Raw genomic sequence first — 12,182 nt, 5'->3', positions numbered from 1 at the left:
ATCATCAACAAGCTAATCCGGCCAGTTCCACGCCGGCTCATCCAGCACCCTCTGCCCGACGATCCCGGTCTGGCCGAGGGTTTTTTCCAGCACGATGCAATTGCATTCCTCATCTTCCTGCAACGCCGAAATCAATCGCCGTGCGTGTGAAACCACCCACACCTGACACTCCTGCGATGCGCGAATGATCAACCGCGCCAGCGCCGGCAACAGATCCGGATGCAGACTGGTTTCCGGTTCGTTCAGCACCATCAGCGACGGCGGACGTGGCGTCAGCAGTGCGGCGACCAGCAGCAGATAACGCAGCGTGCCGTCCGACAACTCTGCCGCCGACAGCGGTCGCAACAACCCTTCCTGAAAAAACTCGATGGCAAAGCGTCCGCCCGCCAGCGGCGCGATGTTCAACCGTGCGCCGGGAAACGCATCGCTGATCGCGGCCTGCAGCGCCTCGGGGTCGCCGATTTCGCGGATGGTCTGCAAGGCTGCCGCCAGATCCCGGCCGTCGTGATGCAGCACCGGCGTGCGCGTGCCCAGTTGTGGCTGGCGCACCGGGGCGTCGGCGTCGCTGCGAAAGTGATCATAGAAGCGCCAGCGGCGGATGAACTCGCGCATCTGGAACACTTCCGGCGAGGTGCGCAGGCTGCCGACCTGATCGAACAGGCTGTCGAATGTCGGCGTGTGCTGGGCCATGACATCCCAGGTGCGACCATCACGGGTGCGAATCATTGGCCCGTCGCGGTCCACCAGCAAGCTGGCAGGTCGATAGAGCGGCCCGGCCCAGATGCATTCCCGCTTGATTTGCGGATCAAGGCTGAAGCGCGAAGGGGTCGGTACACGGTCTCCAGGCAGCATGAAATGCCCGTTGGAGTCGGGGAGCCCGAGGCTGATCGAGTAACTGAAATCCTCTCCGGCAAACCCCAGCCGCAGACGTTTCACGCCCTGGCGGACCGTCGATTGAATCGGCACTTCGCCATTGCGCATGCGCCGGCTGATGGTTTCCGGCCCGGCCCAGAACGTCGAGTCCAGCCCGCCCTCACGGGCCAGCGCATTGACCACGCCGCCCTGAGCGGTTTCCGCCAGCAGTCGCAGCGCCCGGTAAAGATTGGACTTGCCGCTGCCGTTGGGGCCGGTGATCAGGTTCAGCCAACCCAGCGGGATTACCAATTTGTTGATCGAGCGGTAATTGGCTACCGCGAGGGTCTTGAGCATGAAAATCCTTCTTGGGTGCCCCGAATTCCGGGTCAGGATACCTGCTGCACATAAATGCATATATCGCCCGGACGAAGGTTGAACCCTGTTCTAAGCTCACAGTCGTACCGTCACTTGCACGTTCGTACACAGGAAGGAGTCTGCATGGCGAGTCCCGGATTGAAAACAGCGGTGATGCTGAGCCTGCTCGCTTTGCTCGCGGCCTGCAGCGAAAAGAAGCCGCCTCAGGAATACCTGCCACGGGTCTTTGTACAAGAGGTCAAACCCGCGGACTTCGCGGCGTCCGTGACCCTCACCGGTGACGTTCAGGCGCGGGTGCAGACCGAATTGTCGTTCCGGGTCGGCGGCAAGATCATCCAGCGCATGGTCGATGTCGGTGACCGCGTTTCGGCCAAACAAGTGCTGGCCAAACTCGATCCCAAGGACTTGCAGACCAACGTCGACTCCGCCCAGGCCCAGGTGCTGGCCGAGCAGGCGCGGGTCAAGCAGAGCGCCGCCGCATTCGTCCGTCAGCAGAAACTGTTGCCCAAGGGTTACACCAGCCAGAGCGAATACGATTCCGCACAAGCCGCATTGCGCAGCAGCCAGAGTGCCTTGAGCGCGGCCCAGGCGCAGTTGGCCAATGCCAAGGATCAACTGAGTTACACCGCGCTGATCGCCGATGCACCCGGCATCATCACCGAGCGTCAGGCCGAAGTCGGCCAGGTGGTTCAGGCCACCGCGCCGATTTTCAGCCTGGCCCGGGACGGCGACCGCGACGCGGTGTTCAACGTTTACGAATCGCTGCTGGCCGAGCGCCCGGCGGAGCGTTCGATCGTCGTCAGCCTGCTCGACAATCCGCAAATCAAGACCACCGGCACCGTGCGCGAAATCACCCCGGCGGTGTCGGCGCAGTCCGGCACGGTGCAGGTCAAAGTTACCCTCGACAGTCTGCCGCAGGGCATGCAGCTCGGTTCGGTGGTCAGCGCCACCGCCAAGGGCAGCGGCAAATCGGCGGTGGAATTGCCGTGGTCGGCCCTGACCAAAAACATCAGCGAACCTGCGGTGTGGATGGTGGACGACAAAGGTGAGGCGCAACTGCACAACGTCACCGTCGGCCGCTACCTGACCGGGCACGTGATTATCAGCGCCGGCCTCACGGGCGGCGAGAAAGTGATCATTGCCGGCGGGCAACTGCTGCATCCGGGGATGAAAGTCGAGATCGCCGAGAACACCTACAAGGATCTGCAATCGGGAGCGCAGCCATGAAGCCTTTGTGGGTGATGTCGATCGGGCTGCTGCTGGGTGCCTGTTCCAAGAACGAGCCACCGCCGGAGCCGGTGCGCCCGGTGCTGTCGATCAAGGTCGAAGCGCTGAGCGAGGAAAACCTCGGCCGTTTCGCTGGCAGCATTCAGGCACGCTACGAGAGCAACACCGGTTTTCGCGTCGGCGGGCGCATCGCCAGCCGCAACGTCGATGTCGGCGCCGAGGTGCAGAAGGGCACCTTGCTCGCCACCCTCGATCCGTCCGACCAGCAGAACCAGTTGCGTTCGGCCCAGGGCGATCTGGCGAAAGTCGAAGCACAACTGATCAACGCCCAGGCCAACGCTCGGCGGCAGCAGGCGCTGTTTGATCGCGGCGTCGGCGCCCAGGCGCAACTGGACATCGCCACCACTGATCTGAAGACCACCCAGGCGTCCCTCGATCAGGCGCGGGCGGCGGTGAACCAGAGCAAGGATCAGCTCGGCTATACCGAACTGCGTTCCGACCACAAAGCCGTGGTCACCGCCTGGAACGCCGAGGCCGGGCAAGTGGTGACGGCCGGCCAGCAAGTGGTGACGCTGGCGCAACCGGACATCAAGGAAGCGGTGATCGATCTGCCGGACACGCTGGTCGACCAGATTCCCAGCGACGTGGTGTTTCTGGTGGCCGGGCAACTCGATCCGAGCATCAACACCACGGCCGTCATCCGTGAAATCGAGCCTCAGGCACAAAGCGCCACCCGTACCCGCCGCGCGCGTTTGACGCTGGCTTCAACGCCGCCCGGATTCCGCCTCGGTACGGCGATCAGCGTGACCCTCAGTTCGGCGATCAAGCCGCGAATCGAATTGCCCGCGACAGCCTTGCAGGAGGCCGACGGCAAAACCCGGATCTGGGTGATCGACCCGCAAAACAAAACCGTTGCCCCGCGTGACGTCAGCGTGACCAGCCGCACCGACAGCACCGTGGTGCTGGCCGGTGGGGTCAAGTCCGGCGAGCGTGTGGTCAGCGCCGGCGTCAACAGCCTCAAACCCGGACAAGCCGTGAAACTCGACGAGGACAGTCAATGAAAGGGTCTTTCAATCTCTCCGAATGGGCCCTCAAGCATCAGTCGTTCGTCTGGTACCTGATGTTCGTCGGGCTGCTGATGGGGGTGTTCTCGTACATCAATTTGGGGCGCGAGGAAGACCCGTCGTTCACCATCAAGACCATGGTGATCCAGACCAAGTGGCCGGGTGCGACCCAGGAGGAAACGCTCAAGCAGGTCACGGACCGCATCGAGAAAAAACTCGAGGAACTCGATTCCCTCGACTACGTGAAAAGCTACACGCGCCCCGGCGAGTCAACGGTCTACGTCTACCTGCGCGACACCACCAGCGCCAAGGACATTCCGGAAATCTGGTACCAGGTACGCAAGAAGATCAACGACATTCGCGGCCAGTTTCCCCAGGGCATTCAGGGGCCGGGATTCAACGACGAGTTCGGTGACGTCTTCGGTTCGGTCTATGCGTTCACGGCTGACGGCCTCACGATGCGTCAGTTGCGCGACTATGTGGAGCAGGCCCGCGCCGAGATCCGCGGTGTGCCGGGGCTGGGCAAGATCGAAATGATCGGCCAGCAGGACGAAGTGCTGTACCTGAACTTCTCGACCCGCAAACTGGCGGCGCTGGGCATCGACCAGCGTCAGGTGGTGCAGGGCCTGCAATCGCAGAACGCCGTGACCCCGGCAGGTGTGATCGAGGCCGGACCGGAACGCATTTCGGTGCGCACCTCCGGGCAGTTCGCCTCGGAAAAGGATCTGGCCGAGGTCAATCTCAAGCTCAATGACCGCTTCTATCGTCTGGCCGACATCGCCGAGATCAGTCGCGGTTATGTCGACCCGGCAACGCCGGAGTTCCGCTTCGACGGCAAGCCGGCCATTGGCCTGGCCATTGCGATGCAGAAGGGTGGCAACGTTCAGGCATTCGGTAAGGCCCTGCACGCGCGCATCGATGAACTCACCGCCGACCTGCCGGTGGGGGTTGGCGTGCACACGGTTTCCGATCAGGCCGTGGTGGTGGAAGAGGCGGTCGGTGGCTTCACCAGTGCGCTGTTCGAAGCGGTGGTCATCGTGCTGGTGGTGAGTTTCATCAGCCTCGGCGTGCGTGCCGGGCTGGTGGTGGCGTGCTCGATCCCGTTGGTGCTGGCGATGGTGTTTGTGTACATGGAGTACAGCGGCATCACCATGCAGCGGATTTCTCTGGGTGCATTGATCATCGCCCTCGGGTTGCTGGTGGACGATGCGATGATCACCGTGGAGATGATGGTGACGCGTCTGGAGATGGGCGAGAGCAAGGAGCAGGCGGCGACGTTCGCCTACACCTCCACAGCGTTTCCGATGCTCACCGGTACGCTGGTGACAGTGGCCGGTTTCGTGCCGATTGGTCTCAACGCCAGCTCCGCCGGTGAGTACACCTACACGCTGTTCGCGGTGATCGCGGTGGCAATGATCGTGTCGTGGGTGGTGGCGGTGTTCTTCGCACCGGTGATCGGCGTGCACATCCTCAGCACCAACGTAAAACCCCATGAAGCCGAACCCGGACGCATCGGGCGGGCGTTCAATGGCGGTCTGCTGTGGTGCATGCGCAATCGCTGGTGGGCGATCGGTATCACGGTGCTGTGTTTTGTCCTTGCAGTGTTCTGCATGCGCTTTGTGCAGAACCAGTTCTTCCCGTCGTCCGATCGCCCGGAAATCCTGGTTGACCTGAACCTGCCGCAAAACGCCTCGATCGATGAAACCCGCAAGGCCGTCGACAAGCTCGAAGCCTCGCTCAAGGGCGACCCGGACATCGTGCGCTGGAGCACTTACATCGGCCAGGGCGCAATCCGTTTCTACCTGCCGCTGGATCAGCAATTGCAGAACCCGTACTACGCGCAACTGGTGATCGTCAGCAAAGACTTCAAGGCCCGCGAAGCCTTGAGCCAGCGCCTGCGTGATCGTCTGCGCAAGGATTTCGTCGGCATCGGCAGTTACGTGCAAGCCCTGGAAATGGGCCCGCCGGTGGGCCGTCCGATCCAGTACCGGGTCAGCGGCAAGGACGTCGATCAGGTGCGCAAGCACGCCATCGACCTGGCCACCGAACTGGACAAGAGCCCGCATATCGGCGAGATCATTTACGACTGGAACGAACCCGGCAAAGTCCTGCGCATCGACATCGCTCAGGACAAGGCGCGTCAGCTCGGCCTGTCATCGGAAGATGTGGCCAACCTGATGAACAGCATTGTCAGTGGCTCGCCGCTGACCCAGGTCGACGACGATATCTACCTGATCAACGTGGTCGGTCGCGCGGTGGATTCCGAACGCGGTACACCGGAAACCCTGCAAAACCTGCAGATCGTCACGCCCAACGGCACGTCGATTCCGCTGCTGGCCTTCGCCACGGTGCGATATGAACTGGAGCAGCCGCTGGTGTGGCGTCGCGACCGTTTGCCGACCATCACCATCAAGGCCTCGGTGCGCGATGAAATCCAGCCGACCGATCTGGTGAAAGTCCTCAAGCCCACCATCGATGCCTTCGCGGCCAAACTGCCGGTGGGCTACAAAGTCGCCACTGGCGGTACGGTCGAGGAGAGCGGCAAGGCGCAGGGGCCGATTGCCAAGGTCTTGCCGCTGATGCTGTTCCTGATGGCGACCTTCCTGATGATCCAGTTGCACAGCGTGCAGAAGCTGTTCCTGGTGGCCAGTGTCGCGCCGCTCGGGCTGATCGGCGTGGTGCTGGCGCTGGTGCCGACCGGTACGCCGATGGGCTTCGTGGCGATCCTGGGGATTCTGGCGCTGATCGGCATCATCATCCGCAACTCGGTGATCCTCGTGACGCAGATCGAAGAGTACGAGCAAAAAGGCTACGCGCCCTGGGATGCGGTGGTGGAAGCGACCGAGCACCGGCGCCGGCCGATCCTGCTCACCGCGGCGGCGGCGAGCATGGGCATGATCCCGATCGCCCGGGAAGTGTTCTGGGGGCCGATGGCCTACGCGATGATCGGCGGGATCGTGATTGCGACGTTGCTGACGCTGCTGTTTCTGCCGGCGCTGTATGTGGCCTGGTACAAGATTCGCGAGCCGAAGAAGGACGCCTCGTCATCGGCACAGTGAGTGCGCTTGTTACATATTTGCGAAGGGCCTGACTTACAGCGTCGGCGTATTCGGTTAACGTCCCTCCTCCTTTAGGAGAAGGGACGTCTGATGCTTACCGTTACTTGCTGGCTGCGCGCGTTATTGCTGATTGCCGGTTTATGCCTGTCGTCCCTGTCGTGGGCCGACACGCTATTGGAAAACTCGTTGTGGCGCGTGCAACTCGATCCGGCAACGCTGGCTGTCCGTATCACTCCTGTGGGCCGGGAGACGGTGCAGGCGTCGACGGGGATTGCCCCGCACAAGGTCAGTCAGTTGATCAGGCGCGACAACCGCGTCGACTGGCAATGGGATGACGGAGCCTGGACCCTCAGCGCCACGCTCGATCAACGTGATCTGTCCTTCTCGATCACGGCGCGTGAGCCCGCAGAACTGGAGTTTCTCCGTCAGCCCGCCAGCGCGATGGGAAAGGGGCTGATCTGGCCTCTGGCCGAGGGGCACTACGTGCCGCGCGGCGATCCGGTGTGGCATTCGTTTCTTTTGAATCAGGGCGAATTCAATACCACGCAGGATCTGAGTTTGCCGCTTTGGGGGGTTGAACATGATGGATTCAGCCTGCATTGGCTGATGTCCAATCCCTACAACAATCGACTGCTGTTCAGCGCCGAAGGCAAGACTCTGGCGCTGTCCGCCCGGCATCGCTTCACCTCACTCGATCCGTCGACGCCATTGACGTTCACGCTGTTTCTCGGGGCAACCGACCCGTTGGCCGGCGCCAAGCGCTATCGGCAATGGCTGATCGATAACGATCGTTATGAAGCCTTGAGCAGCAAATTCACGAAAACACCTGAGGCGAGGCGACTGCCGGGCGCCAGTCATCTGTACCTGTGGGGCAACGACCTGCTGGGAGCCAAAGATGTGCGCAGTTGGTCTGTGCTGCTCGACACCTTGCGCGGTGGGGGCTCACTGGCCAGTGAGCTGAAAGCGGGAATGGATCGTGAGGCGTTGCAGATCCTTGCCACTGGCGGGGAGTTGAACCGCTATCAGAAAACCGTACTTTTGCGCAGTCTCAATCACGCCCTGAATACCCTGGCGCGCAAGACCTGGCAGGCCCGGGCCGTGCCGGACATGCAGGCTCTGGTCAACGGTTACGCTGATGTGCGCGCACAAGTGGCAGCCCACCTCGGTGAGGCGCTGACGCCTGAACCCGAGCGCTGGGGCAGCACCTTGTCGCTGGATACGATCAAGCAATTACAGAACGCCGGGCTGTCCCGTTTGTGGTTGGGACTGGGTGAGGGCTGGGAGGGTGGCCTCTGGCACCCCGAGACGATCAAGGCCGGCGTGGCGGCGGGTTATCTGATCGCGCCGTACGACTCTTATGAGACGGCGCTGAGCCGTAGCGAGAACCCTGATTGGACCACCGCACACCTGGGGGACAAGGCAAATCTTGAGTGCGCAATCGTGAAGAGCGACGGAACGCTGAAAAGCGGCTTCCAGCAATCGGGGCATTACACCGACCCCCGTTGCGTGCGACCGCTGCTTGAGCAGCGGGTCGCGGCCATTCGCGACGCCGCCGGTTTCAACAGCTGGTTTCTCGATGCCTATGCCACCGGCATGCTGTTCGACAGCTACCGTCTCGGGGCAACGATGACCCAGGCACAGAATGCCGAAGGCAACATCGGGGCATCACGCTGGATCAATGAAGTGCTGAAACTGCCCGCAGGTTCCGAGGATGGCAACGCAACGACCGCGCAAGGCGTGTTGTTCGCCCATGGCATGCAGACGCCAGTGATCGGTTGGGGCGATGTCGAAATGAGCAAGAACCCCAAGTCCAGGTACTTTGCAGGCAAGTGGTATCCGCCGGAGCAGCCAGAGGTTTTCTTCAAACCTGTGCCGATCAAGGAGTCGTTGCGGCGTATTCACTTTGATCCGGCCAGCCGTTTGCCGTTGTATCAGGCGGTGTTCCATGGCTCGGTCATCACGTCCCACCATTGGCTGTTCGATAGTCTGAAACTGACCAATGTACGGGCGGACAACGAACTCGCGCAGTTGCTCTACAACGTTGCGCCGCTGTATCACCTCAGTGTCGACACGCTTGCGCAGCGATTGCCGCAGATTGCCCGTCAGGATGCATTCTTCCGGCCTTTGCATGAACGTCTGGCAACCCAGGCGCTCACCGGTTTCGAATGGTTGAGCGCGGACCGGCTGGTTCAGCAGACATCCTTTGAAGACGGCACGCGCTTATTGGCTAACTTTGATGTGCAGACGCATGAGGTGCAGGGGCAGACTGTGCCCGGGCGAAGCATCATGGTGCGCTCGCCGGGGAGTGCGCCAACCTGGTTTCAGGTTGAAGCGAGGCCCTGAGTTTCAGGCCTTGCGCCAGACACTGGCCAACCAAGGCTGCTGCTCACGCGGCAGCCCCGCCGGTCGGTAGTAATGCTCAAGTTCCACGAACCCGGCAGCGGTCAGCAATCCGCGCCAGGCTTCAAGATCGTGGTACGAGCCATAACGCGGCCCATTCCAGCCTTCACGGTTATCCCCGCGTGGATTGGAGCTGAACAACACCCCACCCGGCTTCAGTGTCCCGTGTAACTGCTGCAGAACCCGTGGCAGTTCCTGCAACGGCACATGAAACAGCACCGCATTGGCGAAGATGCCGTCGAAGCGTTCTGCCGGCAGATCCAGCTTCAGAAAATCCTGGCACCACACCTCGCAGCCGCTGTCTTCCCGGGCCATCTGCGCGAATTTTTCCGCGCCGTCGAGGCCGACGGCGACGTGACCCATGCGCGTGAAGGTCTGCAAATCCCGCCCAGGTCCACAGCCGAAATCGAGGATGGAAAACGGCGCCTCAGCGTGAATGTGCCGCAGCAGTGCATCGATGTTCTGGCTGACATCGTGGTCGCGGGTGCCTTCACGAAAATCCTCGGCCACCGCGTTGTAGTGGCCGAGGGTAGTGGAGGTGATCTGTTCCAGATCGGTGGGGGTCTGCTTCATGGTCGGACTGCGCTGGCAATGGATGTTGCCGACTATACGCCATGCAGTTCAGCGCTTGTTCAACCCTCGTGCCAGACGATCGCCGCCCAGCTGAATCACCGCTACCAGCGCCACCAGCAGCACGATTACGGTCAGCATGATCTGGCTGTCGAAGCGCTGATAGCCGTAGCGATAAGCGATGTCACCCAGGCCGCCGGCGCCGATCGCCCCGGCCATGGCCGACGAATTGATCATCGTCACCAGGGTGATGGTGAAACCGCCAACGATCCCCGGTAGCGCTTCAGGCAACAACACGTGCCAGATGATGTGCCAGCGTCGGCACCCCATGGCTTGCGCGGCTTCGATCAAACCGTGGTCGACTTCGCGCAGGCTCACTTCGGCGATTCGCGCAAAAAACGGCGTGGCCGCAATGGTCAGCGGCACAACGGCCGCCCACACACCGTACGTGGTGCCGACGATCAGCCGGGTGAACGGAATCAGTGCCACCATCAGGATCAGGAACGGGATCGAGCGAAACAGATTCACGAACGCGCCCAGCGCGCGATTCAGCACCGGCGCTTCGTAGATCCCCCCCTTGTCGCTGGTGACCAGAATCACTGCCATCGGAATACCCGCCAGCAGCGCGATCAGTGACGACACGCCGACCATCAGAAACGTATCGATGAAACCCTGCAGCAAGCGATCAAACCACATAGCCCAGCACCTCCGTGCGTTGTGCCCATTGGCTGGCACGCTGGCGCAATTCCTCGGCGTTCAGCTTCGAGCCTGCCACCGCCAGCAACAGTTGCCCGAGCGCGTGCCCCTGAATCCGTTCCACGCCGCCCTGCAGCAATTTCACCCGACCGCCGAGCGCGGCGAACAGCGCGGCCAGATCCGGTTCGTCTTGCTGGCTGCCGGTGAACTGCAAACGCAGCACCACGGCCGCATCGGACGACTGTTGCGCCTGCAAACGGCTTTGCAATTCTTCGGGCAAGGCGTGTTGCAGCGGTGCGAGCAAGGTCTGGCTGACTTCGTGCTGCGGGTTGCCGAACACTTCCCAGACCGGGCCTTGCTCGACGATGCGCCCGTGTTCCAGCACGACGACGCGGTCGCAGATTTCGCGGATCACGGCCATCTCGTGAGTGATCAGTACGATGGTCAGGCCCAGGCGTTTGTTGATCTCGCGCAGCAGGCCGAGGATCGACTGAGTGGTTTCCGGATCCAGCGCTGAAGTGGCTTCGTCACACAGCAGAATGTCCGGGTCGTGCACCAGTGCGCGGGCGATGCCGACGCGCTGTTTCTGCCCGCCGGACAGCTGCGCCGGATACGCCTTGTGCTTGGCTTGCAGGCCCACCAGCTCCAGCAGTTCGCGAACCTTTTTCTCCCGTTGCTCCTTCGGGACACCGGCGACTTTCAGCGGCAGTTCGACGTTCTGCCACACCGTTTTTGCCGACATCAGATTGAAGTGCTGGAAGATCATGCCGATCCGCCGACGCAGGGCGACGAGGCGATCCTCGTCGTACTCGCCGATGTCCACCTGATCGATCAGCACCCGGCCCGAGGTCGGTTGTTCGAGGCGGTTGATGGTGCGGATCAGCGACGACTTGCCGGCGCCGCTGCGACCGATGATGCCGAACACTTCACCGCGCTGGATCGCCAGGTCGATGCCTTGCAGGGCTGCGACCGGGCCTTGCTTGCCGTCGTAGGTTTTGCCGAGCCCGACGAAACGCACTTGGGCGCGGTTAAGCTCGGGATGCAGCTCGGTGCGCTGTGCCAGCGCGGGTGGCTCTGGAAGATCCAGTCGCCGTTGAATGGCTGCGGTCATCCTCAGCTTTCCCAACCGGCCTGGTACAGCTTGCCGTGGGCCTTATCCAGCGCGGCGCGTACGGCCGGCGAATGCTGGTAGATGTCGACGAACTTGATCAGACGCGGGTCGGTCTTGCTCTTCGGCTGGATCACGAACTGGATCACGTATTCCTTGTGGTCGAGGCCGTCGAACAGCAGCGCAGAGCCTGCATCGAAGGTCTTCGCCAGACGGATGTAGGCCGGGTAGCCCTGGACCAGATCGGCGTCATCGTAGGCGCGTACCAGTTGCACGGCTTCGACTTGCAGGATCTTGATCTTCTTCGGGTTGGCGACGATGTCGTCTTCGGTGGCCTTGTAGCCGACACCCGGTTTCAACGTGATCAGACCGGCCTTGGCCAGCAGTTGCAGGCCGCGACCGCTGTTGATCGGGTCGTTGGCGATGGCGACGCTGGCGCCCTCCGGCAGCTCAGCGAAGCTTTTGTATTTCTTCGAGTACAGGCCGACGTTGTTGATGATCCCCGGGGCGAACGGCACCAGGTCGAAACCGGAGGCCGCCTTGGCGTTTTCCAGGAACGGGATGTGCTGGAAGTAGTTCACGTCGATGTCGCCGGCGGCGAGGCTGACGTTCGGCGCGATCCAGTCGGTGAACTCCACGAGCTCGACTTTCAGGCCTTGTTTGGAGGCTTCCTCGACGGCGGCCTCCAGCGGAATCGCGAACGCGGCTGTGGTGCCGATTTTCAACGGCGCGTCGGCGGCGAAAACCGCCGAGCTGAACAGGCCGAAGGCCAGGGCCAGTGCTTTGACTGGGTGGGACAGGCGTTTCTTGGTCATGGTGGTTTTCCAG

The 12,182-nt window shown here is 62.0% G+C and carries 9 protein-coding genes; 4 read left to right on the top strand and 5 right to left on the bottom strand.

Annotation, left to right across the window (positions count from 1 at the left end; translation table 11 throughout):
* Positions 1-12: 12 nt before the first annotated feature.
* Positions 13-1,209, bottom strand: a complete 1,197-nt coding sequence (locus AC1RR7_RS13690) for an AAA family ATPase (RefSeq protein ID WP_493157693.1) — start codon at positions 1,207-1,209, stop codon at positions 13-15.
* Between the two features lie 144 nt (positions 1,210-1,353).
* On the opposite strand from AC1RR7_RS13690, the gene AC1RR7_RS13685 reads away from it, so the two are divergent.
* The 4 genes from AC1RR7_RS13685 to AC1RR7_RS13670 all read left to right on the top strand — a co-directional run bounded on the left by AC1RR7_RS13685 (position 1,354) and on the right by AC1RR7_RS13670 (position 8,923).
* Positions 1,354-2,457: an efflux RND transporter periplasmic adaptor subunit gene (locus AC1RR7_RS13685; RefSeq protein ID WP_192559479.1), complete on the top strand. Its 1,104-nt coding sequence runs from the start codon at positions 1,354-1,356 to the stop codon at positions 2,455-2,457.
* The gene (locus tag AC1RR7_RS13680; RefSeq protein ID WP_096821882.1) at positions 2,454-3,518 is read left to right on the top strand and encodes an efflux RND transporter periplasmic adaptor subunit; all 1,065 of its coding nucleotides are present in this window, start codon (positions 2,454-2,456) and stop codon (positions 3,516-3,518) included. The genes AC1RR7_RS13685 and AC1RR7_RS13680 overlap by 4 nt, the downstream gene beginning before the upstream one ends.
* Positions 3,515-6,580, top strand: a complete 3,066-nt coding sequence (locus AC1RR7_RS13675; protein ID WP_493157691.1) for an efflux RND transporter permease subunit — start codon at positions 3,515-3,517, stop codon at positions 6,578-6,580. Before AC1RR7_RS13680 ends, AC1RR7_RS13675 begins: the two co-directional genes overlap by 4 nt.
* Positions 6,581-6,670: 90 nt before the next feature.
* Positions 6,671-8,923 carry a glycoside hydrolase gene (locus tag AC1RR7_RS13670; protein ID WP_493157689.1) on the top strand — a complete coding sequence of 751 codons (2,253 nt, stop codon included), beginning with the start codon at positions 6,671-6,673 and terminating at the stop codon, positions 8,921-8,923.
* Positions 8,924-8,926: 3 nt separating this feature from the next.
* Here AC1RR7_RS13670 and AC1RR7_RS13665 read toward each other — a convergent pair whose 3' ends face one another.
* Genes AC1RR7_RS13665 through AC1RR7_RS13650 form a run of 4 tightly spaced genes read right to left on the bottom strand, consistent with a single transcriptional unit; the run spans position 8,927 to position 12,169 of the window.
* A complete protein-coding gene (locus AC1RR7_RS13665) occupies positions 8,927-9,553 on the bottom strand; it encodes a class I SAM-dependent methyltransferase (protein WP_192559481.1) in 627 nt (208 codons plus the stop codon).
* Between the two features lie 48 nt (positions 9,554-9,601).
* Positions 9,602-10,246, bottom strand: coding sequence for a methionine ABC transporter permease (locus AC1RR7_RS13660; RefSeq protein WP_096821885.1), 645 nt, complete (start codon positions 10,244-10,246; stop codon positions 9,602-9,604).
* Positions 10,236-11,357, bottom strand: a complete 1,122-nt coding sequence (locus tag AC1RR7_RS13655; RefSeq protein WP_493157686.1) for a methionine ABC transporter ATP-binding protein — start codon at positions 11,355-11,357, stop codon at positions 10,236-10,238. Before AC1RR7_RS13655 ends, AC1RR7_RS13660 begins: the two co-directional genes overlap by 11 nt.
* 2 nt (positions 11,358-11,359) lie before the next feature.
* Positions 11,360-12,169, bottom strand: a complete 810-nt coding sequence (locus AC1RR7_RS13650) for a MetQ/NlpA family ABC transporter substrate-binding protein (protein ID WP_096821886.1) — start codon at positions 12,167-12,169, stop codon at positions 11,360-11,362.
* Positions 12,170-12,182: the final 13 nt, after the last annotated feature.

It is taken from the genome of Pseudomonas sp. GW821-FHT11G12 (assembly GCF_058808055.1).
Note: the sequence above shows the minus strand (reverse complement) of the source record. Positions and strands in the feature narration are given on the sequence as shown.